This window comes from Limnobacter litoralis, from assembly GCF_030160455.1.
Lineage (GTDB): Bacteria > Pseudomonadota > Gammaproteobacteria > Burkholderiales > Burkholderiaceae_B > Limnobacter > Limnobacter litoralis.
The window spans coordinates 62,479-88,896 of sequence record NZ_BSOJ01000030.1; the positions used below are offsets into that span (position 1 = coordinate 62,479).

Annotated in this window: 19 protein-coding genes; 11 read left to right on the plus strand and 8 right to left on the minus strand. The window is 55.3% G+C overall.

Translation table 11 applies throughout. The features are described from left to right. Positions 1 to 9 precede the first annotated feature (9 nt). Positions 10 to 1,215, minus strand: coding sequence for an acetyl-CoA C-acetyltransferase (locus tag QQJ87_RS12310; protein WP_284282074.1), 1,206 nt, complete (start codon positions 1,213 to 1,215; stop codon positions 10 to 12). 178 nt (positions 1,216 to 1,393) lie between these two features. Between QQJ87_RS12310 and QQJ87_RS12315 the strand changes: the two genes are divergently transcribed. The 5 genes from QQJ87_RS12315 to QQJ87_RS12335 all read left to right on the plus strand — a co-directional run bounded on the left by QQJ87_RS12315 (position 1,394) and on the right by QQJ87_RS12335 (position 6,785). Next, complete coding sequence (locus QQJ87_RS12315) at positions 1,394 to 2,230, plus strand: SDR family oxidoreductase (protein ID WP_284282075.1); 837 nt, start codon at positions 1,394 to 1,396, stop codon at positions 2,228 to 2,230. Between the two features lie 104 nt (positions 2,231 to 2,334). Beyond that, the gene (cfa, locus tag QQJ87_RS12320; protein WP_284282076.1) at positions 2,335 to 3,507 is read left to right on the plus strand and encodes a cyclopropane fatty acyl phospholipid synthase; all 1,173 of its coding nucleotides are present in this window, start codon (positions 2,335 to 2,337) and stop codon (positions 3,505 to 3,507) included. 85 nt (positions 3,508 to 3,592) lie between these two features. Beyond that, positions 3,593 to 4,168 carry a TetR/AcrR family transcriptional regulator gene (locus QQJ87_RS12325; RefSeq protein WP_284282077.1) on the plus strand — a complete coding sequence of 192 codons (576 nt, stop codon included), beginning with the start codon at positions 3,593 to 3,595 and terminating at the stop codon, positions 4,166 to 4,168. Between the two features lie 76 nt (positions 4,169 to 4,244). Then, entirely contained in the window at positions 4,245 to 5,480 is a 1,236-nt protein-coding gene (locus QQJ87_RS12330) for a hypothetical protein (RefSeq protein ID WP_284282078.1), read from the plus strand. 102 nt (positions 5,481 to 5,582) lie between these two features. Further along, on the plus strand, positions 5,583 to 6,785 hold the full coding sequence (locus QQJ87_RS12335) for an ammonium transporter (protein ID WP_284282079.1): 1,203 nt from the start codon (positions 5,583 to 5,585) through the stop codon (positions 6,783 to 6,785). Positions 6,786 to 6,815: 30 nt separating this feature from the next. Here QQJ87_RS12335 and QQJ87_RS12340 read toward each other — a convergent pair whose 3' ends face one another. The 5 genes from QQJ87_RS12340 to QQJ87_RS12360 all read right to left on the minus strand — a co-directional run bounded on the left by QQJ87_RS12340 (position 6,816) and on the right by QQJ87_RS12360 (position 16,975). Further along, the gene (locus QQJ87_RS12340; RefSeq protein ID WP_284282080.1) at positions 6,816 to 7,511 is read right to left on the minus strand and encodes a DUF599 domain-containing protein; all 696 of its coding nucleotides are present in this window, start codon (positions 7,509 to 7,511) and stop codon (positions 6,816 to 6,818) included. Continuing rightward, positions 7,508 to 9,190 (minus strand): FkbM family methyltransferase, encoded by a 1,683-nt coding sequence (locus QQJ87_RS12345; RefSeq protein WP_284282082.1) that lies wholly within the window; start codon positions 9,188 to 9,190, stop codon positions 7,508 to 7,510. The genes QQJ87_RS12340 and QQJ87_RS12345 overlap by 4 nt, the downstream gene beginning before the upstream one ends. A 14-nt stretch (positions 9,191 to 9,204) precedes the next feature. Beyond that, positions 9,205 to 13,197, minus strand: a complete 3,993-nt coding sequence (locus tag QQJ87_RS12350; RefSeq protein WP_284282083.1) for a translocation/assembly module TamB domain-containing protein — start codon at positions 13,195 to 13,197, stop codon at positions 9,205 to 9,207. A 62-nt stretch (positions 13,198 to 13,259) separates the two neighbouring features. After that, positions 13,260 to 15,005, minus strand: a complete 1,746-nt coding sequence (locus QQJ87_RS12355) for an autotransporter assembly complex protein TamA (RefSeq protein WP_284282084.1) — start codon at positions 15,003 to 15,005, stop codon at positions 13,260 to 13,262. Further along, on the minus strand, positions 15,002 to 16,975 hold the full coding sequence (locus QQJ87_RS12360; protein ID WP_284282085.1) for an O-linked N-acetylglucosamine transferase, SPINDLY family protein: 1,974 nt from the start codon (positions 16,973 to 16,975) through the stop codon (positions 15,002 to 15,004). The genes QQJ87_RS12355 and QQJ87_RS12360 overlap by 4 nt, the downstream gene beginning before the upstream one ends. Positions 16,976 to 17,191: 216 nt before the next feature. Here QQJ87_RS12360 and QQJ87_RS12365 point away from each other — a divergent pair, with 216 nt between their 5' ends. Together QQJ87_RS12365 and QQJ87_RS12370 are read left to right on the plus strand one after the other, a co-directional pair. Beyond that, complete coding sequence (locus QQJ87_RS12365) at positions 17,192 to 19,654, plus strand: hypothetical protein (protein WP_284282086.1); 2,463 nt, start codon at positions 17,192 to 17,194, stop codon at positions 19,652 to 19,654. A gap of 149 nt (positions 19,655 to 19,803) precedes the next feature. Next, positions 19,804 to 19,971, plus strand: a complete 168-nt coding sequence (locus QQJ87_RS12370; protein ID WP_284282088.1) for a hypothetical protein — start codon at positions 19,804 to 19,806, stop codon at positions 19,969 to 19,971. Between the two features lie 40 nt (positions 19,972 to 20,011). On the opposite strand, the gene QQJ87_RS12375 is transcribed toward QQJ87_RS12370, so the two are convergent. After that, positions 20,012 to 21,079, minus strand: coding sequence for a 2Fe-2S iron-sulfur cluster-binding protein (locus QQJ87_RS12375; RefSeq protein WP_284282089.1), 1,068 nt, complete (start codon positions 21,077 to 21,079; stop codon positions 20,012 to 20,014). A gap of 24 nt (positions 21,080 to 21,103) precedes the next feature. Then, positions 21,104 to 22,306, minus strand: coding sequence for an alkane 1-monooxygenase (locus tag QQJ87_RS12380; protein ID WP_284282091.1), 1,203 nt, complete (start codon positions 22,304 to 22,306; stop codon positions 21,104 to 21,106). Positions 22,307 to 22,465: 159 nt separating this feature from the next. On the opposite strand from QQJ87_RS12380, the gene QQJ87_RS12385 reads away from it, so the two are divergent. The 4 genes from QQJ87_RS12385 to prfA all read left to right on the plus strand — a co-directional run bounded on the left by QQJ87_RS12385 (position 22,466) and on the right by prfA (position 26,412). Then, positions 22,466 to 23,101, plus strand: coding sequence for a TetR/AcrR family transcriptional regulator (locus tag QQJ87_RS12385; RefSeq protein ID WP_284282092.1), 636 nt, complete (start codon positions 22,466 to 22,468; stop codon positions 23,099 to 23,101). 141 nt (positions 23,102 to 23,242) lie between these two features. Continuing rightward, a complete protein-coding gene (locus tag QQJ87_RS12390; RefSeq protein WP_284282093.1) occupies positions 23,243 to 23,977 on the plus strand; it encodes a response regulator transcription factor in 735 nt (244 codons plus the stop codon). Between the two features lie 62 nt (positions 23,978 to 24,039). Continuing rightward, positions 24,040 to 25,329, plus strand: a complete 1,290-nt coding sequence (gene hemA / locus QQJ87_RS12395) for a glutamyl-tRNA reductase (RefSeq protein ID WP_284282094.1) — start codon at positions 24,040 to 24,042, stop codon at positions 25,327 to 25,329. After that, on the plus strand, positions 25,330 to 26,412 hold the full coding sequence (gene prfA, locus QQJ87_RS12400; protein ID WP_284282095.1) for a peptide chain release factor 1: 1,083 nt from the start codon (positions 25,330 to 25,332) through the stop codon (positions 26,410 to 26,412). Positions 26,413 to 26,418: the final 6 nt, after the last annotated feature.

Genomic DNA, 26,418 nt, shown 5'->3' on the forward strand with positions numbered 1-26,418 from the left:
CCCTGCGTCTCAGATGCGTTCAATAATGGTGGCAATGCCCATGCCGCCGCCCACGCACAGCGTGGCACAACCCAGGGTTTTGTCTTGCCGCTCCAGCTCATCCAGCAGAGTGCCGAGAATGATTGCACCAGTGGCCCCAAGTGGGTGGCCCATGGCGATCGAACCGCCGTTGACGTTCACACGGTCCAGGCTGACGCCCAGGTTGCGGGCAGTCTGCATGGGTACCACGGCGAATGCTTCGTTGATTTCCCACAAATCGATGTCAGACGCTTGAAGACCCGCCTTGCGCAGTGCCTTTTGGCAGGCAGGTGTTGGGCCAGTCAGCATGATGGTTGGCTCTGAACCAATCACCGCGGCCGCACGAATGCGGGCACGCGGCTTCAGACCAGCGGCTTTGCCCGCAGCTTCAGAACCCACCAACACCAATGCAGCACCATCCACGATGCCCGAGCTGTTGCCCGCGTGGTGCACGTGGTTGATGCTTTCAATCGTGGTGTATTTGCGCAGGGCTGTGGCGTCAAAGCCCATTTGACCCATCATGGCGAACGAGGGCTGCAGGCTGGCCAGACTTTCCAGTGTGGCGCCGCCACGAATGAATTCGTCGTGGTCCAGCATGGTCAAACCGTTCAGGTCTTTCACAGGCACTCGGCCTTTGTTGAAACGACCTTCGGCCTGTGCCTTGGCAGCCCGACGCTGGCTTTCAACGGCGTAGGCGTCGACGTCCTGGCGGCTGAAACCTTCCAGTGTGGCAATCAAGTCCGCGGAAATGCCCTGCGGGATAAAGCCCAGCTTGTTGTTGATGCGGGGGTCCATGAACCAGGCACCTCCGTCGCTGCCCATGGCCCAGCGGCTCATGCTCTCAACACCGCCAGCAACCACCATGTCTTCAATGCCGCTGCCCACCTTGGCTGCGGCCAGGTTGACCGACTCCAGACCCGACGCGCAAAAACGGCTCTGCGTAACGCCTGCCACACTTTCGGCCCAACCTGCGTCCAGCACTGCCGTGCGCGCAATGTCAGCGCCTTGCTCACCGACGGGTGTGACGCAACCCAAAACAACGTCGTCCACCAAACTGGTGTCGAGGTTGTTGCGTTGCTGCAATGCAGTCAGCAGGTTGTTCAACAGCCACACAGGCGTGGCCTGGTGCAGGCTGCCGTCTTTTTTACCTTTGCCCCGTGGGGTTCTTACAGCGTCAAAAATCAGTGCCGATGGCATGTATTGCCTCCAATGAAAATCCGTTCGGTAATCCAAATTACCGCTTGGGTTTTTAGTTCTGATCTTCAAGAATGGCAATGTGCAAATGCACATGCAAGGCAATATGTTACTTTAGAGCATAAATTCTACGAATTTGGTAATAATAATTACCTTTTGACCATTCGCAACAAGGCGCACCATGCAACACCCAAAAACAATCCTGATCACTGGTGGCAACACAGGCATTGGCCTGGCCACCGCCACACAACTGGCCATTGCCGGGCACACCGTCATTCTGGCCTGCAGAAACCAGGAGAAGGCCAAGCAGGCCGCCAGCCAGATCAAACAAAGGAAGGCCGATGCCGATGTGCGGGTTTATCCGCTCGACCTGGCCTCATTCGACAGCATCCGACAGTTCTCAGCCAAAATCAGCGCAGACTTCCCGATGATTGACGTACTGATCAACAACGCCGGGGCCTACCCGGTCAAACAGCAATTTACGGAGGAAGGCTTCGAGCTGCAGTTCGGCGTGAATTACCTGGGCCACTATCTGTTGACCCAATTGCTGCTGCCAGTGATCACCAAAGCGCCCGAGGCACGCATCATTCATGTGTCTTCGATCATGCACAACCTGGGCAAGATCGACTTTGACACCTTCCGCGGCCGTGCCAAATATTCGGGCACCACAGCCTATGGGCAATCCAAGCTGGCCAACGCCCTGTTCAGCAGTGCACTGGCCAAACGCCTGCCTGCACACGTCACCAGCAACGCCGTTCACCCTGGCGGCGTGGATTCAGACATCTACCGTGAATTTCCAAGCCTGGTGCACAAGATCTTCAAATTGTTCCTCATTTCAACCGACCGGGCCGGTGCATACCTGGTCAACATGGCCGTGGGCGATGACTGGAAGGGGCGCACCGGCGAATTCAAATCGGCGCACGGTCCACTGCCCATCTCAAAGCGCGCCAAAGACGAAGCCATGATTGAGCGCCTGTACCTCGAAAGCGCCAAATTGGCCGGCGTAAACGCCATTTAAATCAAAGACATGAAACACCGGGGGCATTGAAAAAATCAATTTCCCCGGGCTGCCTCACAGCCTTACAATGAAAAGGTTGAAGTTGAGCCAACGCAGGAGGCAGCATGTCCGCCCACCCACAGTCTCACGCAGCAAGCGAATTCCTTCTTGAACACCCTTTGCACGATTCGTTTTGCGAGCTGTTGGCCCGCGCAGACATTGTGCCCAACGGCAGCCGCCCTTGGGACATTCAAATCCACAACCCCCACGCCATTGAACGCATCCTTTCCGAGGGCAGCCTGGGTTTGGGCGAAAGCCATGTGGAAGGCTGGTGGGACTGCGAGCAACTGGATGAAATGGTTTGCCGAGCCCTGCGTGCAAGACTCGACGAATCGGTGGCACGCCCAGGTCTGTTGATTTCGATTCTGAAAGCCAAGGTGATCAACCTGCAGTCGGTTCGACGAGCCTGGCAAGTTGGGCGACAGCATTATGATCTCGGCAACGACCTGTTCGAGGCCATGCTTGACCCTTACATGGCTTACAGCTGCGGGTATTGGCGCAAGGCAGAAACGCTGGAACAAGCCCAGCAGGACAAGCTCGACCTGGTGTGCCAAAAGTTGCAGCTGAAGCCAGGCATGACCCTGCTGGACATCGGTTGCGGCTGGGGCAGCCTGATGCGCTTTGCGGCTGAACATTATGGGGTGCAGTGCACCGGGCTGACCGTCTCGAAGGAGCAGGCCCACTGGGGCATGAATCACTGCGGCAATCTGCCTGTGAAATTTGAATTCACGGACTATCGCCTGTTTAATCCAGAAGGCAGACAACGGTTTGACCGGATCGCGTCCATTGGCATGTTTGAACACGTGGGACATAAAAATTACAGCACCTACTTCCAGATGGCCAAGCGCAGCCTGAAAGCAGATGGGCTCATGTTGCTACACACCATTGGCAAAAACGACCCGGGGCGGGCCATTGACCCCTGGATCGAAAGGCACATATTTCCGAATGGCGCTTTGCCCTCGGCCAGCGAGTTGATTCAGGCGAGCGAACCCTGGTTCATACTGGAAGACTGGCACAACTTCGGTGCCGATTACGACAAAACACTGATGGCCTGGCAGGACCGGTTTGAAAAGGCCTGGCCCAGGCTGCAGCAACACTACGACGAACGCTTTTACCGCATGTGGCGCTATTACCTGTTGGTGTGTGCCGGCACCTTTCGCGCGCGCGACAACCAGCTTTGGCAACTGGTTTTGTCACCCAACGGGCATACGGGCGGTTACCGAAGACCCAAAATCTGAGTAAAAAGCTGATATAAATGGCGCTTTCGAATCGATCTTTCCTGATTCAATGACCCAACGCCAAGCGCCTCAGGCACCTCAAAACATGCGCAAGTCAACACTGGACCGCCTGGAAAATGCGGTACTTGAGTTGTTCACTGCGCGTGACTTCAACAACGTGTCGTTGATTGAAGTGGCTCAGGCTGCGCACGTCTCGCTGCAAACCATTTACAAATACTTCGGCAGCAAAGAGCAACTGGTGGCCTATGTGCTCGACAGCACGCTGACACGCCTGGCTCAACGGATGATTGATCACCTCAACGGCATTGAAAACTTCCGGGAGCGGCTGCGCAAAACCCTGTGGGTGATGCTGGATTATTTTGACAGACACCCGCGTGTCATCTTGTTGCTGACAGTTTCAATACCGGCCAGCCGCTATCAAAACCTGCCCGTGTATGAAAGCCCAGACCTGATGAACGCTTTTTTGGGCCTGTTCAAAGACGGTCAAAAGGTGGGCGTGCTGAACAACAATGTATCCTCCAAGATACTGCTGGATGTGTTCATGGGTATCTTTGGGCGAGTCGTACAGATGCACTTCCTGCGCAATGAAAGCGAACGACTGACTGATCAGTTTGATGCCCTGTTTCAGATTGTGTGGGGTGCACTGGCGGCACCAAGCTGATCGACCCTTATTCGGAACCACAGGGAATCCACGACCACTCAATGGGGTAACGACTGCCTCTAAGCCGTGGAAACGTATGCCCACCCCTTCATCCATTCAAGCCAACCACTTTGCAGAAAGCCTGGTTGCACTCCAATCCGAATACAACCGGTCGGCTGCCCACACCCCGCAAACCCAAGACAGCCTGCCACCCATACCCAGCAACAGGGCGGACTGGGAACAGTTTCGAAAAGGCCCCGCCCTGCTGGCCTATCAACAGGACATGCTGAACCTGACGGCCCAGGCTCGCCAGTTTTTGCTGATCCACGCACAGCCCGGCAAAGGTCGACAGCGCGCCCTGGATGGCTTGCAAGTTTTCGAGAAAGGCAAGATCAAAGCAGCTGGCCCCCATTTAAAACCCATTACTTTTGGCCTCATCCGCACCAACCTTCGCCATCTCTGCACCCTGCTGAAAAGCGATCACATCCCGATTGAAGAACGAAGCAGCATCGCAGCGGAGGTGTTTGGTTCGCTGGGTGTTTGCGGTGAAGGCGAAGCACTGAACATTCAAAACGCAATAGAGGCCCTTCAATCAAGGGGACAGGGGCTAGCCTCTAAAATACTGCTGGCCAAAAACCAGCTGATCGATCAGCATTTGCTGGCGTTGGTTCAACACGAAAGCAAAGGGTTTTCAAATGCGAAAGTCATGGAAATTCATCATGTTCAGGGCCTGAAAAATGCAGTGGCCGACACCTGGGGGCTGGTTGCCCGAGAAGACGCCAACATCGCAGCCTACTTTCAGGACGGGGTAAGCCCCGTGGCGCATGCCCTGCTTGCAAAAACCGTGACGCCGCAAAGCATAGCGACACTGATTGCCAACAATTTGCACGAAACCTTGCGAATGAATCTGCCCTCGCCCACGGGGCAGTGGTTGCCCTACAGCGACAAGTCAATCGACACGCTGGCCACTGTACTTCAAGCAGAATGCGGCACATCGCTGAACCTGCATGACATCATTGAAACGTCCGAGGATTTCGGTCAGTTCAAACTGAAATCGCCCGCTGCAATTCAGTCTGCCGTCATTTCAGCCATGGGTGAACTCAAACTGAACCTAACAAGCAGCGTGAGCGAACAACGGCCCACCGAACCCCTGCAGAAAACCATCGAATCACTGTCACATCTCAAAAACAGACAAGCATTCAATCAGCGGCATGCAGGTGACAACCGCTTTCATCCGGACAAATACGCAGCCAGCCTGACGTTTCAATTGGCACCCACGCCATTGACCGACGATGAAAAACGCAAACGCAAGCGGCTTGACACCCTAACCTAAGCCAATTGGCAATTCTTAATGCACTATTAAGGTGCAATTTTCAGGCACAGTGTTTGCTAGAAATGCCCCATTACATAACATTTCACCTGAAAATTCACCAAAATGGATCAAATTAAACTCTCTCTCGACACCTTGTTCGTGCTTTTAGGCGCCATTATGGTGCTTGCCATGCACGCCGGGTTTGCGTTTCTGGAAGTGGGCACCGTGCGGTCCAAAAACCAGGTCAACGCCCTCGTCAAAATTCTGACCGACTTTTCGGTCAGCACCATCATGTATTTTTTCGTGGGGTACGGCATTGCCTATGGCACGCATTTTTACGCCAACGCCGCTGAATTGAACATGAACAACGGCTATGCCCTGACGAAGTTCTTCTTCCTGCTCACCTTTGCCGCAGCCATTCCAGCCATCGTGTCCGGGGGAATCGCGGAACGCGCGCGCTTTATGCCCCAATTGGTGGCCACGGCCGTGCTGGTTGGTCTGGTTTATCCGTTTTTTGAAGGCATGACCTGGAACGACAACCTGGGCTTTCAGGACCTGCTCAAAAGTCTGTTTGGACAGCCCTTTCACGACTTTGCAGGTAGCGTGGTCGTGCACGCTGTGGGTGGCTGGATCGGCCTTGCAGCTGTGTTACTGCTGGGCGCACGCCGCGGGCGATACACCAAAGACGGTCGCATCAGCTCACACCCGCCCTCATCCATCCCCTTTCTTGCACTCGGAAGCTGGATTCTTGCGGTGGGCTGGTTTGGCTTTAACGTCATGAGCGCCCAGAAAATCGATGGCATTTCCGGACTGGTGGCTGTCAACAGCCTGATGGCCATGGTGGGTGGCACGCTGGCGGCCTTGGTTGCCGGGCGCAATGACCCCGGCTTCGTCTACAACGGCCCTTTGGCTGGCCTGGTGGCAGTGTGTGCAGGCAGCGACATCATGCACCCCCTTGGCGCCCTGTTTACTGGTGGCGCGGCCGGCTTTCTGTTTGTGTACATGTTCACACTGACGCAAAACAAGCTCAAAATTGACGACGTACTGGGCGTTTGGCCGCTGCATGGCTTGTGCGGCTCCTTCGGTGGCATTGCTGCCGGTGTATTGGGTCAAAAGGCTCTGGGTGGCATCGGCGGCGTCAGCTTCATGTCCCAACTGGTGGGTACCCTTGTAGGTGTAGCCATTGCCTTTGCCGGCGGCTTGTTGGTGTACGGCCTTTTGAAGAAAACAGTGGGAATTCGCCTAAGCGAAGAAGAAGAATTCAATGGCGCCGACCTCAGTATTCACAGGGTCAGTGCCAGCCCGGAACGCGAGACCAGCTGGTAAATCAGGCTGCAAATGGCGGTTGTGCGGCGCCTAGTCTGACAGCGCCCGCACCGCCGCCGAGTTGAAATCGCGCTGGGCCAGAACCAGCACGATCATGGCACTGAAGGCCATCAACAAACCGGGATGAATGGTCCAGGTGACCGATGCAATGCCAAAATAATACGCGCGCAATCCACGGTTGAACTCATCGCCTGCAAGGGTGCTGATTTTGGCCAGTTTTTGAGTGTAATCCTGCACATGCGACTCTTCGTCTTTGCCCGCTTCCGGCGCCCCACCCACCATAATGCTGAGCAGGCTGAACTGTCGCAAGCTCCAGGTGAATTTAAAGTAGGCAATCACGAACACGGTCAAGATCAGCAACACCTTGATTTCCAGCAAACCGGGGCTGACATCACGGCTGAATGGCAAGCCCTCCGTGACGTTAATCAAGCGGTCCATGGTGCCCAACAGCGCAAACACGCCAGCAATAATGTAAATCGTGGTGTTGGCGTAAAACGAGACGCTGCGCACCAGGTAACCAATCAAGGCCGTGTCTGGCACGCGGTTGGATCGCTTGATCAGCTCTTTGGCCCACAGCACACGGTATTGATGGGTTTTCTGGATCAGGCCACGGCCACCCAGGCCCTCATTGCGGTCGGTGACATAACCATAACCCCGCCAGCACAGGGCAAAGAAAAACAGCGCGACTGCGTCTAGCCAGGTGAGTTGGCTCAGCATTGACATCATGATCGTGGCCTCATCAAAAGACAGTGCAACTCCGGATTCCACAGTTCAGGATGTCGATCCATCTCGGCAGCGCTGTGACATCTCAGACGGTATTCCGTTGACTCATACCCAGCCTCGCTGGCCCACTGGTTCAAGGCGGGCAAGTTCAACAACTCGCCAGCCACCAGCACGACTGGCTTTAAACGCCGACAGGTTTCCAAAGCCCCCTTCAACACCTGGGCATCAAAACCGTTGGTGTTGATTTTCAACACATGCAAGTGATTCAGACCCAATTCATCAATGGTCAAGGCCTTCACGGGTGCAGCCAGCTGATCTTTGCTGTGGGCCAGCGAGATGCGAGACAAATAACAAGGCACGGTCAAATTGGCGGTCAACACCGCCACTGTACAGGATTGATCCGCCACAGCGGCTTGAATCGGCAGCGTGTCCAGATACTGATTCACAACCAGATTGGCCGAGAGCAATCTGAAAAGCACTGGGTTAGGCTCGATCGCCACCAACTTGCCATTCAGACCGAGTTTGTTCTGGATGGGTATGGCGTGCTCGCCGTAACAGCTGCCCACCTCTATGACTGTGTTACCGGGTTGAATTTCGGCCAAAGCCAAATCAAGCAGATCAGCAGCCCAATGCCCACAGAGGCGAAGACTTCGACCAATCGACCGATCTTGATTGGCGACCATCATGGGGCCGTGCCGGGTGTTGCACAAGGTCAGAAAGTCTGGCCGAACGACGGGGCCAGGGGCCTGAATTTTGAAATTGGCGTAGTCAAATCCACTTTCATCACAAAACGCCTGCAAAGGCCTTGCAAAACCTGGCCGAAAGGCACCCAGTGATTCATCGCCACGAATGAGCTTGGCCAGGCGTTGATCGGACTGACGCATCAGCTCACTGTAGGAAAAAGTCCGTTGACGCTCCAGATCCGCCCGCCAATGCTGGCCTTTGTGTTCTTGACCGGCGGCCTTGTACAGATGCGCCAGCGGTATCAGCGCATGACGGGGATGAAAAATGGTGTAACCCGCGGTGTAAGCCCGCAGCGCCATGTTCTGTTCTTCCCCATGAAAGTACATGTAGGGGTCGTAGGGCACGTCCTGCGTGAAGCGCCCCAGCGTAAACAAAAAGCCCCCTGCAATGTGGTGCCCCACCTCGAAGTCTTGATCAATGGCATGGTGGGTGACCGCAAAAGGCATCTTGGGTGAATGGGCGTCCATTTTGGCGTCTTCCTTGGGACGCAACGCATAAATGGACTGGCTTTTCTCGTAAGGCAGGAATGGCTTGCCTGCCTCATCGAACCGAAAAGGCGGCGGGTAGGTGCTAATAATTGGCCTTGCCACCCGTTCGCACAAGGTTTGGCATTGCCCGATCAGGCGCTCATCCCAACCCGGCTCGAACAAAGTGTGGGAGTCAATCTGCAGCAACCACTGTTCATTTTGATACAAGGAAAACGCGAGACTTCTGGCCCAACTGACACCACGCGAATCAACCGGATTCAGTTGCACATAGCGTATTTGCGCGGCAAAGGGTTGCGCGGCAATCCAGCTGCGGTTGTCATCTGCGGACTGATCGATGACAGCCACGTGCAGACGCTCAGGCTGGCTTGCTTGCCCAAACAGACTGCGCAAGGTGAATTGAAGTTCTGGGTCACAAAACGACGCCACACTGACAAAAATTTCTCCATTCACTCGCAATCAAAGCCTCAATCAAAAGAAAACTGATACAAAACATCCACTGCATTGTCAGCACCTGTACGTGCAATCAGGCTCAAGCGTCTTGAGTACTGATAATTCAGTTTCAGAATGTTGGCTGCTGTCGTGAGCGATTCATCAAAGCTGATGTACACCTTGTCACTGAGCCGTTTACCCAAAGACACGATACGCTGGGACAGCAGGGGATCGTCCGCACCTGTCACCACGGCAGATTCATCCGCACCCGGTGCAATGGCAACCTTGCTGCCCACTGCGCGCGAATCGGCTGCGGTCAGCGACCCTGAACTCAAGGTGAAATCATCAATACCCAAGGATTTCGCGATTTTCCGTGTCGTGCTGTCGTCGCTGTCGCCGAAAATGGCAGCCGCCGCCGTCAGCAAGATGGTTGAATCCCGATCGCTCGAATTGCTGCCTCTGCCAATGATCATCCAGGACAACTTCTCTGAATCGGGCACGGCTGGGTCACTGACCAAGGTCACGCGGGGCCGCTGAGCACTGCCTGTGATTTCCACACCTGCTTCCACCGCCACACCTTTGCGCACAGCACGCACGTTCAGACCCGGGTTGTCCAATGGGCCCTGAAAGTTAACAACACCCCTTACGATGGTGAGGTCTTGGCCATACGCACGGTAGGTGCCATCCACCGCCTGAATGGTGCCATTGGCTTGCAAACGCCTGCCCGTGCGGCGGTTGCCAATCAGCAAACCATCCTGCAAGGTCAGTTGCAAACCACCGTCCAACCGGGTTTTCAAGCCTTGTGCATTCAGGAAAAACAACTTGCCCAGATTGATTCTGACATTCACGTCCAAAGCGCCCGATCTGCCCGACGAGCCATTCTGGCCGCGCACCACCACATCGTCTCCAAGCGTTTGCACACTCTGCGCCGGCGACTCAATGTAAGCGCCGAGGGTGTCCACTATTCCCGTGACTTTAAGTGCGCCCCCCGGCTGAATGGGTTGCCTTACAGCCACTGCCGCATTGACCATCATCCACCGGTCGGGTCGCTGAAGCAGCGCCGCTCGATCGACCTGAATGTCCAGTCCGCCGCCCTGACCAGACAGGTTCCATTGACCACTCGCAGTAATCTTGCCGACACCCTGAATCAGTGCGCCCAACTCCTCGATTCGACCGCGCGGTGCCTGGCGGTTGTACACCGTAAAGTTGGCCTCTTCGATTTTCGCCCTATCATTGTTCAAATCAACAGTAATGGTGCCATCCTCCAGCCGGGTGCCTTGGTCCAGCTGAAAAATATCCAGATCCCTTGCAAACAGACGCCCCTGAACCTGGGGAGCGTCTGCCGTACCCGCAATCGCCAAGGCAATTTGCCCATATCCACTTGTTCTGACACCCGTGCTGATGAGGGGGCCTAGCCAGCCCAACTGGCTCAAACTGGCAGCAACACTGCCCTGCATGGGTTTGTTGCCCGCCACGTGCCAACCAGCCGATTTCCCATCCTTTACAACGGGCACAAACAAATTGGCTTGTAGCACGCCAAACTGATCCGCGTTAAAGTCCAGCGCAAGTCGCACACCCTGTCGATCAAAATCGAGGTTGGCCTTTAATGTCCGAATGGCCACCTCAATTTCCGAATCCGCCAGCACTTGCAGTCCTCCGGACAAGTGCTCCACCTGCACATGTCCGTCCACTTTGCCGGGGTTCGCCTGGTACGACCACGCCGCTTTGAGCTTCAATGCCTTGGGTTCAAGCGACATTTGCTTGCGCAGAATCGGGGAGATGCGTGGCAGCGTAATGGCGTCAATGCTTCCTCGGCTGACCACACTGCGTCCCCGAATGCTCAAGACCTCGCTGTGAATGAGCGTGTCGTCCTCACCCTTCAAATTCAATTGGCCAAGTTCAAATTCGCCTGATTTCAAAGTCATGTCGACTGGTTCTGTCAGGGTCAATGCGCCCACAGGCCGCCAAAGCCCTTTGACTTGAAGTCTATTCAATGTGCCTTGCCACGCCATCTCACCGCGCTTGTCGGTCCGAATGCCGCCTCTCAGTGCAAAGTCCCCTTCCAAGGTAGCCCGCCTGGTGAAGGGGCGCACACCGCTGGAAAAGCTGCCAACGAGTTGGTGCGCAGCACGCGTGCCGTTCAATTTCAAAGTCAAGTTGTCCACCCACTGCTGGGCATCCCCCTGCGCAGCTTGAACACGAAGATCGGCGACGACCAATTGCCCCGCCCACACGGCATTGGGGCTCAAGCCCATTTGAAACTGGCCTTGCGCCTTGGCCAAACTAAAACGCGACTGCCAACGCATCTGACTGGCATTGACCGTCCAATCGGCCTGCAGATCTGTGCCCCGGCCGGTGACCTTGGCACTCAAATCCGCCGTACCCGCCAAACTTTGCCCAAGGGCACGCCCCAGTTCCGGCAGGTGATGCATGCTGACTTGCAGGTTCAATGAATCACCCTGCCCGCCATAGGCCCCCGTCGCGGTCAGTGTATTGCCTACCGCATTCACATCCAACTGCTTGACGGCGACGCGCTGGTCGGCCGCTTGAGCCTGCAGCTGAATCAACAGCGGGCTGCCAGCAAGACTGGACCGATCCACCTTCAGAAACACCGAGCCCTCAGGCAGCCCATGTCGTGCTTTGCCGGCAGGCTTCAAGACCCCACTTAGTTCAACGCGACCATTCAAATCACCCTTCAAGGCCCGTTGACTGGCTGACCTTGGCACATAAGCCGCTGGGTTCACATGATCAAAATTGGCATTCAACACCACCGGATAAGTGGGCTTGAGTGTGACTTGCCCAGTGGCGGCAAGCCTGGCAGCCCCATCTTTCAGATCCAGCGAATCCAGTTTTAAAACCTGGCCAAGCTGTTGAACACTGACCCGCCCATCGATTGCAACAGGTTTTGGCAGTTCTGCGAATACACCCAAATTCAACGCATTCAGATTCAGCGTTGCACTGGCTGTACCCAGTGTGTCATCCACTCCAGATTCAGTGGCCTGCCAATCCATGCGTCCATTGGCAGCGCCGGCCGCTTGCTTGCCATCGGCAAACTGCAAAGTTTTGATGTTCACCCGTGCTGATTTCGGCAACTGGTCCTTAAGCAGCAGCACAAATTCTGCATACAGCTTGCGAACCGGCAGCCGGCTATGCTGCAAGCCGCCAGGCGCGTGATTCTGAAGGGTCAAGTCTCCATCGACTCGACTGAAGTCTGCATTCGGTTGAACATTCAATTGCATGTCGAGTGAAGCCGAAGGCGCATCGTCCAGCCATTCATGCGGATTGAATTTCTGGGTTTGGGCCTGCAATTGCCGAACCTTCAGTTTTGCAAAGGGTGAAACCACGGCTGTGGCTTGCACAGACTGGGTGACTTTGCGCTGTCGCTTGTCCTGACCCAAAGCATCCAGCTTGAGCTGCAGGGCCTGGAGATCTCCCGCCACATCCAGCTTGGCGTCCGCCATCACATTGTCGAAATCACGACTGAAAGACACCACCCCGTCCACTTTGTAGGGCTGGCTGAGGGTGGCCTTCGCCAAAGCCTGAACCTTGGCGTGTTGAACCTCCAAGGCAAGCCGGGTCAAATCAAGTTGGTGTCCTTTTACACTGGCCTGACCAGAAACCTGGGTCATCACCACCGGGTCAATTTGCAGCGTGTCGATCAACAGACCAGCCAGCTCAATATTGAAAGGCAAGTCAATCGACTTGGGCAACACGAGCGGGGGCGAATCCGGGTCGGGCGTCGTTTTGACCCTCAGCGTTTCAACGTGTAACTCTCGAATGTCCAAAGTGGGCCCCTGCAGGGCGGGCCAATTGATTTTGAGTGTCAGTTTGTCGATGTCGACCGTCGTTTTGCCATCGCTCCATCGCAAATGGCCAGCCTTGAAGCCGTCCCAAAAATTGCCAGTGGCCCCTTCGATTTTGAAATCTTGTTGCAGGTTTCGATCAAGACGGGTGTGCAATACATCAAACACCCAATTCATGCCCGCTTCGGTTTTAACGAGCCAGGCCAGTGTCAACCCAGACCCCATGAGCGCAATCAAAACGAAAAAAAGTACGCCTTTTGTCAGGGTACGTGACCAATTCTGCGCTCTCAAAACGCCACCCCCAGCGCGAAGTGAATACGGATGTTCTTTTGGCCTTGCGCCTTGGCCACGTCCAGTGCAATCGGCCCGGCGGGTGTCCGATAGCGCGCGCCGAACCCGATGGCTGGCACCGGCTTTAATTCTCCCCAGGTATTGGCCACATCACCAAAATCGGTAAAAACCGAGGCACCAAACGGACCACGCAACCATCGGGTGTACTCCAGGCTACCCACGGCAATGCGCCGCCCGCCCACAAGCACGCCGTTGTCATAGACCCCAACATCCTGAAACTTGAAACCGCGAATACTGTTGGTGCCACCTGCGCGAAAGAGGTAATCCTGCGGAATGTCCTGCGCAGACCCTGCCACCACCGTACCCAGCTCAAACCGGGCAGAAAACAGGTCTTTGCGCGTGGGCGACCAGAACTTCTGCACCCGGCCATTGATCTTGAAAAAATCCTGGTCGGACAACACACGGCGAGAGGCCACCGCCGTCTGCGCAAACAACACGTAACCTTTGCTGGGGTTTAGCCGGTCATCCACCATGGACTTGTTCCACGACGCACTGGCCACCAGCGCCTTGGTGTTGCCCAAGTCGAGCAAGGGCGTGGTTCTGTGCTCGAGCTGATAATTCAGACCCAAGCGAATGTTCGTCACACCCAGTGTGTATTCACGCAGGGCTCCAAGCGAGGTGCGTTGAATATCGAGGTCAGTCAGGTTTTGATGGTCCACAGCGACACCCAATGAGTCCACAACCCCTCGCCGTGTGGGCGGAAAAAACAGATCGGTGTAGGCCGATTGACGCTTCTGCTCCAGCCGCACGCCGCTGAGCAGTGAATAAGCCCGGTTAAACAGGTCATTGAATTGATAGCTGGCCTCGGTCCGAAAGCCGGTGTTGGAACTGTAACCCGCACCCAGCCCCAACCTTTTGGCTTTGCTCTCGGCAAGCGTGACCTCGATGGGCACCTCTATGGGGTTTTCAGCATCCCGATTGATTTTCACGTCCACGGACGAGAAATAGCTGGTGTTTTGCAAATCGGACAACAGAGTCAACAACCTTTCCTGCTCGTATCTGTCGCCTGGGCGAATGGTGTTGTACCGCTCAACAAGCTCTTTCTTGTACCGCTTCAAACCGGTGACCTGAAGCTGACCGAAAGTAAACACAGGCCCGCTGTCGTACACCACATGCAAATAAACGGATTGGGTCTCCGGATCAACATCGGCCAGACTTTCCGAAATGGTCGCGTCTGCGAAATCTTTGGCCAACAACTGCCGCAGGATTGCGTCTTTGTCTGCACTCCAATCGGCCTGCCTGAACACTTTGCCCTGGGTAAGGCTCCATTGGTCAATCAATGACCGCCTTCGCGCGTCAAACTCAGGTTGTTGAATATCTCCTTCAAACTTGAGATCCAGCCCAGCCACCTTAAAGGCAGGCCCCGTCTGAAGTACGATGGTCAGCTCTGGCTTGAATGGGGCACCTTCGGGCAGTGCTGTGGGCACTTCTCGGTTGATGGTTGGCGCGAAATACCCCTCAGTGCCCAGCGTGTCCCGAATGACAGGCCGCAAACGCCGAAACAACTGCCACACATCACCTTCATCATCGACACGGGCAGTTTGCAGGATTGGCTGAGTGGCAGTCTGGATCAAATCCTTCAAACCCGAAGGCACATCACCTTTGTAACGCACAATGTCGGAGGCCTGCGCGAATGCGCACGCCGTCCAAAGGCAACAGATCAAGCCGATCAGCAACCTCAATTCAAGCCTCGCTTCACATCCACCATCTGAACCATCGCATCTTCAAACTTGCGGGCACTCAGTTTGGCATCGCCTGCGCCAGACTCGACAATTCGATCCCGCATGCCCAAACGCACTTGATTCAGCAATCGCTTGTGACTTGCCCACCACAGGCAACGCTGAACATATTGAACCCTGTCAGTGGCTACAAAATCATCCAACCCGAGGCTTTTACACAAGCTGGTGCCGACCCGGGCCACATGGGATTGCCCGGTCAAAGTTACAAATGGCACCCCCATCCACAACGCCTCTATGCTGGTGGCAGTGCCGTTGTAAGGGAAAGGATCAAGGCACAAATCGACCTGCCCATACAAAGCCAGATGATCGGCAAACCCCATTCGCGCATGCAATTCAACGCGATCGACAGGCAAACCCAAACGCGCAATTCGCGCCAGCTGATACCGCTTGATCTCCCCATCGGCGAAAGATCCCGCCTTCAAAATCAATCGAGCGTGTGGCAAGCCCAGCAAAACAGCAGCCCAAGTCTGGATCGTCGAATCAGAAAGTTTGGCAAGATTATTGAAACAACCGAACACGAATCCATCCGAGTTGAGTGAAGGCAACGGCGTCACATCCACCTTCAACCTGGGCGCAGTCAGATTCAAAAACGGCGCGGGCATGCGAATCAAACGCTCACTGGCCAGCCCATCTGCCTCAGGGGCTGGATCGGTGAATTCATCCACGATGCGGAAATCCATTGCCCTCACCCCGGTCGTGTTGGGATACCCCAGATAAGAGGCCTGAATCGGCGCGGCACGGCGGGCAAAAACAGGCAAACGGTGTCCTGAAGTGTGACCCGTCAAATCAATCAGTACATCCTGCTGATCGGATCTGATTTTCTTCAAAAGCAGCTCGTCTGAGAGCGCTGAACAGAATTCAAATCGATCACCATAAGCCGTTTTCAAACGCCGGGTGATGTCGTCGTTCTCGGCGGACACGTGATACAAGGTTACGTCTACCTTTGAACTGTCAGCCAATTGAAGCAATACAGGTTCAAAAAGCTGGCCCACCGGGTGTTGATAAAAGTCCGGGCTAACAATGCCAACCCTCAAGGCCTTTGGTGCATTGGGGGCATCCGCATTCCCCGGGAAATCTGCATCACCCAGCGCACCACCGTATTTTGTGTGCGCTTGAAAAACCTGCTCGGGCGGCAATTCGCTGTAATTCAAACACAGCAAGTAATTGCCGATGGCCGACGCAAACCCCGAGTTCAGCTCCGCCGCCTTCTGAAAACACTGACGCGCCGAATCCAGTTCTCCGTACTTGTAATACACCCCACCCAATGCATTGTGCACGAGGGCGTCAGATGCAAAGTTGGGCAAGACAGTCAGTAAAATTTGACGTGCTTTTTCGAGCTGCGCCTGCTCCATAAACAGATTCGCCAACCTCACGTAGTTGGCAGCGTTTTCCTCAAGACGTATCAGTTCCAACTGTCTTTGTACGGCACTATCCAGATTTTTAGAGCGGCGCAAGGCCTCGATCAAATTATGCAGGGCTGACAAATAGCCAGGTGACAACTCAACCGCCCTCTCCAGCAGCGACAAACCTTTTTGAACTTGCCCCTCCTGCACCAGCGTCCAACCCAGGTTATTCAGACACACAGAATTGTCAGGGTTGAGCGAAAGCGCCTTGTCCCAGGCGCCCAACGCTTCGAGGGTCTTTTCCAGGGACTTGTAGCAAACGCCCAGATAAAAATAAATTTCGAAACTCTCACCCGCTTGCTTCAAGGCATTCATCAGGCAATGCAAGGCGCGGCCATGAACCCCGGTGGAAATCAAGTACTCGGCATAGGCCAGCCATACCTTGACATCCTGCTGATTTTGCTCAAGCAGCGTTTCAAAAGCACGGCGTATCAACCGCTCTTCAGCCGGCGCTTTTGCGGCGTACCGCTTGATCTCTTCAATTGTTTGCAGTGACTCACACTGGCCCATGCATGCCTCAGTAAAGGTTAGGTAATGTTTCTAGCCGGAAAAGTATAAAAATTGTTAAATGTAATATTCAAAAAACCGATTCAAATCAGGACTGTAGCTGATTCAGACGAGTTTGATGTTTTTTCTGCTTTTTTGAATCCAATCCGAAAATCTGTGGGTAAAAAACGTATCAAGAAGTCTCCTGCTCAACTTTAAATCTATTAGGACGAATTGATCATGGCCCAAACTCACCCCCCAGTGGGCGTCATCAAAACCCCCACAACCAACCTTGTTGTCGAAAGGGATGGGAAAATTCTACACCTGTCACAAGGCGACACCCTGAAATGGGGCGATGTTGTGACGAACAACGGAAACCAGACAGTCGAAGTATTGATGCCCGCGCAGTCCGCTGGTCAAGGCGATACATTGCTGGAGCTGACTGCGCACGGCTCAGCCAAGCTACATGAAGTCACCTCTCCACTGCCCGATGGTGTTGCAAGAACCGAGGTGATCGCGCTGAATGAAGGCGTTGAGCTGTATGACGTTGATGACAAAATCAGCTCTGCCACCCTGACACAACACGACGGCGCCATGTCTGGACTGGTTGGCGCCGGACTGCTGGCTGGCGCTGCAGGTGGCGGCGGCGCCGCACTGGCTGGGCTGGGTGCCGCAGGCGTGGCCCTGCTTGCTGCCGGTGGTAGCGACAATGGCAGTGGCACTGGCACAGACACCAACGTTGGCCCCAATTCGAATACGAACACAACCACCGGAACCGGTACTGGCACAGGAACAGGAACAGGCACTGGTACAGGAACCGGTACAGGAACAGGCACTGGTACAGGTACTGGCACTGGCACAGGAACCGGCACTGGCACAGGAACCGGCACTGGCACGGGAACCGGCACGGGTACAGGAACTGGCACTGGTACAAGTACCGGCACAGGTACAGGAACTGACACGAGCACCAACACCACGACAGGCACCAGCACTGGCGATCCCGCTGGTGTGGTAGGGGCTGTAAACTCTTTGAGCCAAAGCCTGGATCAAACACCGCTGTCACCCTTGAACGCTGTCACTTCACCACTGGCTGATGCAGTCTCTACACTGTCGAACGGCATCAATGGCATCTCAGGTTCATCCACCGCCAGTGCAGGCACAGTTCAAACCGCAGCAGCATCACCACTTGATCCTTTGACCAATGCATTGGCCTCCGCGTCAGGTGGCCAGCTCAGCCCGTCTCAGCTTGCACCGGTTACCGGCTTATTGGCACAGGCGCTTGGTCAGCCACAGCCCGGATACACCAACAACCAGGCAGGCCTGGTGGGTGTAGTATCCAACCTGGCAATCGGATTGAACAGCGGCACACAAGGCGGACCTCTGGCCCCACTGGTTAATCCACTGTCCAAAACGCTTGGTGCCAATGGCTACCAAACCAACGGTGTGGCCTTGGGCTTGGCACGAATTGGCAATGTTCTGGCAGCCGACAAGAGCCCATTGTCGCCTTTGACGGCTGGACTGCTGGCAGCGATCGTTGGCACCGACATGGCCAACCAAAATGCAAGCAACAACGGCGTGCCTGGCACTCTGTTGGATGCAGGCTCCGGATTGACCGACCTGACTGCAAGCGGCAGTGCACTGAACCCACTGTCACCGGTGACCGATGCACTTTCAAATCAGGTTATCGGCCAACTTGCTGGCGCAGTGGAGATGATTGGTCAACAGTTCTCGAACAACGCTGCGGCCGCAGGGCCAGGCGCGCCACTGGTTGACACCATTGGTAACCTGCTGGGCGGCGACACCCCAAGCACAGGTGGCGGCGGTACTGGCGGAAGCACTGGTGGTCCACTGCCCACAACGGGCACGCCAATTGACATGGTGTTCACACCCATCAATGACGCACTGGGTAGCGGCTTGCCAACCCCGGGCACAGGCGGTGGCACAGGTCTGCCACCTACACCGCTCGACATGGTCATCAACCCCTTGGTCGATGCCCTGACTGCAGCGCCCGGCAGCACGCAACCCACAGGCACACCGCTTGATTTGTTGATTAACCCCATTTCAGACGCACTGGCCAATACACCACTGGAAGCACCCTTCCAGCAACTGGTAGGCGCGCTGGCTGGCGGACTGCCAATGCCAGGCGGCACCGACGGTGGACCTCTGCCCACAACAGGTACACCGCTAGACATGGTCTTCACACCTATCAACGATGCAATCAACGGCGGACTGCCAATGCCTGGCGGCACCGACGGTGGACCCCTGCCCACTACCGGCACACCGCTGGACATGGTCTTCACACCTGTTAACGATGCAATCAACGGCGGACTGCCAATGCCAGGCGGCACCGACGGTGGACCCCTGCCCACTACCGGTACACCGCTGGACATGGTCTTTACACCTGTTAACGATGCAATCAACGGCGGACTGCCAATGCCTGGCGGCACCGATGGTGGGCCTCTGCCCACAACCGGTACACCGCTGGACATGGCCATCAACCCAATCAACGATGCATTGCACTCTGCGATGATGGGAACGGGTGGAAGCACCGGTGGCGGTCTGATTACAACCGGTGGTGAACAGCTGGCCAGCGCATTGAGCGCCATTCCGATGAGCGAACCAGTCACCAGCCAGATCTCCTCTGGCGCACAACAACTGGGTACGCTGGCGCACATGCTGCCGATTCCGAACAACCCACTGTAATTTGGGTCGTGACGATGAAAAAAGCCTCCTTCGGGAGGCTTTTTTCATGTCCACAGGCATTTTCACACCTCTTAAGTGTCGAGTTGCACTTTCTGACCTAGACAATCGATGTTACATCTAAGGTGTCGCCTCACAGGAAGATGTCAACCATGTACTCATCCATGATCAACCCCACATTCAAAAGTGCCAAACTCCAATGGGAGGAACGCAGGAAAGATTTGGTCAAACGCCTGGAGCAAACTGAAAAGTCTGTAAAAGCCGGAAACCAGCTTGATCAAATTCTCAAAAGCGACTTGGAAGCGCTCAAGCAAAAGTAACGGGCAAAAAAAACCCCGGCAAGCCGGGGTGTAAAGCCAATCACTCAAACTTGTCAAACCTGACATTGTCTGCTTTCACGCCCAGCGCACCGAATTTTTGAATGGCGGCGTCGATCATCGCTGGTGGGCCACACAAATAGGCTTGCGTTGACGCCCAATCCAGATTCAAATCCTGCAAAGCATCGGTGACGTAACCACGACGCCCAGTCCATCCGCTGTTGGCGGGTTCTTCAGACAACACCTGAATAAAGGTCATCGAACCGCGCCAAGCTTTCTGCAATTTTTCAATTTCAGCCTGAGCATAAAGATCCCGCTGCATACGCGCACCAAACAGGTACACCACATCCCTGACCTCACCTGCCCAGGCAGCCTGTTCCAGCAAACTCAAAATAGGCGCCATGCCGCTACCACCGGCCACACACACAATCGGATTGTGCTGTTCACCCTCGGACGGTCGCAGATAGAAATCGCCGAAAGGCCCGGCCACACTCAAACGCGTTTCCTGTCGGTTGGCGGCAAACAACCATTCAGTAAATCGGCCGCCTGGCACCTTGCGGATGTGAAAAACCAGCTCATCCAGCGCATTGCCCTTGGGCGCAATTGCAAAACTGTAATTGCGCGGCAGGCTCAGTTCCTCAAGACGCAACTCGGCGTATTGACCCGCCTTGAACATCATTGGATCGTCCAGCTTGACGCGCAATTCGACGATGTCATGGGTCAAGTCACGCTGACCAACAATGGTTCCACGGGTTTCAACCAGCCTGTCGCCGTGAGAGGTCAATTCAACCTCAATTTCCAGATCACTTTCCGGAATGGACTGGCAAGCCAGAATCATCCCGGCCTTCAAATCTTCGGCACTCAATACATAACTGGCATCGGTCAAGGCGCGCACCTTGCCAGACTTCAGCTTGCACTTGCATTGGGTGCAACTTCCCACGCGGCAGTTGTGCGGAAAACCGAGGCCAGCAGACAGCGCCGCGTTCAAAATTACCTTGCGGCCGCGTTCCACCTGAAATGAATCTCCACCGGGCGCAACCTGCACCTCATAGTGCGACTGATGCTTCTGGGCTTTAGAACCTTGTAAACCAAACCATTCGAGCAGTTTCATGACATTTTCTCCTGATGTGTGGCGTCAAGCTGCAACGCTGTCAAAGCGGGCTTGCTCGGTGGACAACTGGGCCGACTTCAAGCCGTTCATGCCCGATTTCACACTGGCTTCGATGGCCAGCTTTTTCTCTTCAGGCGTGGCGAAATGTTCATCCCAGTGGTTCAGGATCGGAGTCATCACCTTTTTGTAAAGCGGTGGCACCAAGGCCAACAAAATAGTGGTCAGATACCCATAAGGCAGCATGGGGGCATGCTGATAGCACCGCAAATTCCAATACTCCTGATCCGCTTCAGCGTGATGGTGAGAATGGCGCGTCAGCGCGTACAACAGCGCAGTAGACGCTGCTTTGTTGGTGTTCCAGCTGTGGCGTGGCTCCACTTTGTCTTCAGGCCTGCGCACAATGCCGTAATGCTCCATGTAGTTGACAATTTCCAACAGCGTTTTTCCACCGGCACTCATCACCCAGAACACCGCCAAAGCCCACCAACCACCAATCAAAAAGGCACCGGTGTACAAGCTCAAGGTCATCAAGTTGCCACGCATCATGCGGCTGTGAACTGGGTCCCAAACGCTGTAGCCAAACTTGGCAAGACGCGCCTTCTCGAGGCGCCAGGCAGAGCGGTAACCCCCCAACCAGCTCTTGATTACGAAGGTGTACACATTGTCACCGCGCTGCGCTGTAGCAGGGTCAGCAGGCGTACCCAGGTTCTTGTGATGGCCATACACATGCTCAATTGCAAAAGACGCATCAAACGTGAAAGCCAACATCCAGCGCCCAAGAATCATGTCGCGCAGGCTGTAAGTGCGGTGTGTCAGCTCGTGACCCACATTCGTACCCCCCGCACCAAACAAGAAGGCACCCGCCACCGCTCCTGCGAACCACTGATACCAGGTCGTTCCAGCCTGCAATGCAAGGCGGTCGTACCCAAACACCGATTGCATGAAATGGTCTGCGCCCAGCACATCGGTCGGCGCCAAGGCCCAGCTGAACAGAAAACTCAGCCAGAACAGAATGGGCAGGGTCAACCACAGCATCAAGTTGAAAAACCACTCATGCTTCAATCGGGGTTCAGAACGATCGTCCGGCAGCACAGCGTCGCCGGCAACCACAACCAACACCAGGGCTGCGATACCTGAATACATCCAGGCGCCGCCACCTGAAAACATGACGTGAAGAATGCCAAACGCGATAACCGGAAAGGCGGTGAATTTCAAATAGTGAATCATGGAGGTCTCCCAATGGATCAGACGCTTTATTGACAACCCAGCGTTTCATGATTCGGATGTTAACGATTGTAAACATGCCTGTCAAGAAGTGGCCCTCTAAATTCGGCAAGCGCATGTTTTTAAAACAAATGCAGAAGTTTTCGTTATAATTCAAGCCCTATGACACAAGCCACCAACAGCAGCCACGGCCGCCAGCGCCTCATCGATGCAGCCCTGAACCTCAGTTATCAGCGCCGAAACTTCTCCAGCCTCGGTATCCGCGAAATCACGCGCGAGGCCAAACTGTCTGCGCCCGCGTTCTACCGTCACTTCACCGATCTTGAAGACCTCGGCACGGCGGTCATCATCGAAGTGGAAAAGGCGGTCATCAAGGCATTCACAGAAGTGCGCCTCAGCACCGCTGGGGAAGACGACCTCGACATTCGCCCCATGCTGCTCAAGCGTTTTTTTGACTGGGCGGCCGACAACCCGAAGCACATCATTGTGGGCGCCTCCGAGGCCTTTGGCGCGCTGTCCCGCATGCGTGAAGGGCTCAAAATCACCCTGCGCCGCATCAGCGAAGACATCTATGGCGACCCGCGCATTTACAGCCTTTTACCCGCCCTGCCAGCCGAAGAAATGATTGAACTGCTTGAGGTGTTGGCCCAGAACATCCTGTTCATGGCCGTGGACTACGTCGAACACCCAGAACAGCGCGACGCGCTGTATGCCAAGGCCTTGCGCATCGTCGGCGTTTTCTTCACAGGCGCCCATGCCATTCTCGCCCTCCAAACGGGGGAGAGTTCATCTGTGTAACGTATCAAGACATCTGCGTTTTTACAACATTTAACACTCAACGCTGAATTTAAAGGAATTTTACACCCTGTATTAAAGCAATCATTTAACAATTTGTTTACTATGATGCTGTAAACAATGATTGCTCACGGGAGTAAAACCATGCGAATCGTCATACTCGAAGACGATCTAAGTCAAAGTGAAATGTTGCGCTGGGTACTTGAAGCAGCCGGCCACAAATGCCACACGTTTGGCAACTTCAAAATCTTTCAAACCGCCCTGTATCGGGAAAGTTTTGACCTGATCGTTCTGGACTGGGTTTTGCCGGACAGCTCGGGGCCCTCAGTTCTTCAGTGGGTTCGCGAAACACTTCAGCTCAAAGTGCCCGTGCTGTTTATCACCAGCAAAATGGATGAAGAAAACATCGTGCAGGCACTTGAAGCCGGTGCCGATGACTACATGATGAAACCCATCCGCCGCAATGAACTGGTCGCGCGCGTCAATGCCCTGTTGCGCCGGGCCTACCCGGAACTGACAGCCCCCGAGGTATTCGAAATCTCCGGACTTGAGTTTCACCCCAAATTCACGACCGTGCTTCGCTATGGCAAACGGGTCGTTCTGACCCAGAAAGAATTTGACCTGTGTCTGCTTTTTTTCCGGAATCTCGGCAAACCCTTGTCCCGGTCACACATCCAGGAAAGCGTTTGGAGCAAAGACACCGACCTGCCCTCTCGCACATTGGACACGCATGTCTCACGCGTTCGCTCGAAGCTTGCGCTGCGCCCCGAGAACGGCTTCAGACTGACGCCGGTTTATGGCTATGGATACAAGCTGGAGGAGACCAACAACCCGGTTGCACAATCCTCACAAAATGCAAGCAGACTGTCAGATCAGTAAAACGACAAATGCAATCAGAGGCAGGGGCGGTATAATACCGGGTTGCCTGTAAAAAGAAGATCATGGAGCTCCTCGCCGTCGGCCTGAATTATCAATCCGCCCCGCTCGCACTGCGCGAGCGCTTGGCGTTTCCGGCCGAGGAACTGCCTTACAGCCTGCAAACTTTGGCAGGCCGAATCTCTGGACTTGCAAAAAAATCCGTGGCTGAAGCCGCCATACTGTCCACCTGCAACCGCACCGAAGTCTATTGCGCCACCGACAACAGCGAGGAAATCAAACCCCTGCTGCTCCAGTGGCTGGCTCAAGAAAGAAACGTGGCGCCTGAAGACCTGCTCTCGCACCTCTACATCCTGCCCCAGCACGAAGTTGTGCGGCACGCCTTCCGCGTGGCCAGCGGCCTGGACTCCATGGTGCTGGGCGAGGCGCAAATTCTGGGGCAAATGAAGCAGGCCGCCCGCAGCGCCGAAGAAGCGGGCACCTTGGGCCAAATGCTTCACCAATTGTTTCAACGCACCTTCTCGGTGGCCAAAGAGGTGCGCTCTCACACTGAAATTGGCGCGCACTCCGTGTCCATGGCCTCCGCTGCAGTCAAGCTCGCCAATCGCATTTTCGGCGACCTCTCCAAGCGGCATGTGTTGTTCATTGGCGCTGGCGAGATGATCCAGCTGTGCGCCACCCACTTTGCGGCACAAAACCCAAAAAGCATCACCATCGCCAACCGCAGCCAAGAACGTGCACAACTGTTGGCCAGTGTCCATCAAGCCAATGTCATCCCCCTGTCCGCGGTGCCCGACCAACTCGGCAAATCCGACATCGTGATTTCATGCACCGCCAGCACACTGCCCATCATTGGGTTGGGCACCGTTGAAAATGCATGCCGAGTGCGCAAACACGAACCCATTTTCATGCTCGATCTCGCCGTGCCCCGTGATATTGAGGCTCAGGTCAGTCGACTGGACGACGTGTTTCTATACACAGTCGACGACCTCAGCCTGATCGTTCAAGAAGGACGCGAACATCGGGCCGCCGCCGTTGAGCAGGCCGAAGCCATCATTGAAACGCAAGTGCAAGGGTTCATGCGCTGGGTCAGCGAACGCTCCATGGTGCCCGCGATCCAGCACATTCACCAGCAAGCCGACGACATCGCGCAACTTGAACTTGACCATGCCCGCAGGCTGCTGGCCAAGGGCACCGACATTGATGAAGTGCTGCAGCTCATGGCACACCGGCTATCCGCCAAATTCGCGCACGGTCCCATGCAAGCGCTGCACAATGCGCCCGCCTCCGATCGGGATACACTCATGAAATGGCTCCCGCAGCTGTTCGACCTCAAAAACCGCGACCACAAATAGATGAAAGACAGCATGAGAAGCAGGCTGACGCGCTTGTCCCAGCGCCTCGCCGATCTTGACGAATTCCTTTCCAGCCAAAATGCGGCCAACGACATGGCCCAATTTCGCGCGGTCACGCGTGAACGCTCCGACCTGCTGCCGGTGACCACACGTTTCGCCGAATACCTGGAGGCAGAAAGTGACCTCGCCACCGCCCAAGAGTGGCTTTCAGACCCTGACATGCGCGACATGGCCAAAGAGGAAATCGCAAGCAATGAAGCGCGCATGGCCGACATTGAAGCCGATTTGCAAAGGCTGATGCTGCCCAAAGACCCCAATGACCACCGCAACGTGTTGCTTGAAATTCGGGCGGGCACGGGTGGCGATGAATCAGCCCTGTTCGCAGGCGATTTGTTTCGCATGTACACCCGCTATGCAGAGCGCCAGGGCTGGCAAATCGAACTCATGAACGCCAGCGAGTCCGAACTGGGTGGCTACAAAGAAGTCATCGTTCGGCTTGCAGGCGAAAACGTCTACAAAACCCTGAAATTCGAGTCAGGTGGCCACCGCGTGCAACGCGTCCCTGTCACAGAATCACAGGGGCGCATACATACGTCTGCCTGCACAGTTGCAGTGCTGGCAGAACCTGACGAAATGGCCGCCATTGAAATCAACCCCAGTGATTTGCGCATCGACACATTCAGGGCCAGCGGCGCGGGCGGGCAACACATCAACAAAACAGACTCGGCCGTGCGTATTACCCACTTGCCCACGGGGCTTGTGGTGGAGTGCCAGGACGAACGAAGCCAACACCGCAACAAAGACAAAGCCATGAAGGTGCTGGCAGCGCGCCTGCAAGACAAACAGGAACGCGAGCGCCACGCCCAAGAGGCTTCACAGCGCAAAAGCCTCGTGGGTTCGGGTGACCGCTCAGAGCGAATTCGCACCTACAATTTCCCCCAAGGGCGCATGACCGATCATCGAATCAACCTCACGCTGTACAAGCTGGAGTACATCATGGACGGCGACCTGACGGAACTTTTCGCGGCATTGACGGCCTATCACGAAGCCGAACTTTTGGCAGAAATGACCGCCAACGAATGACTCGCC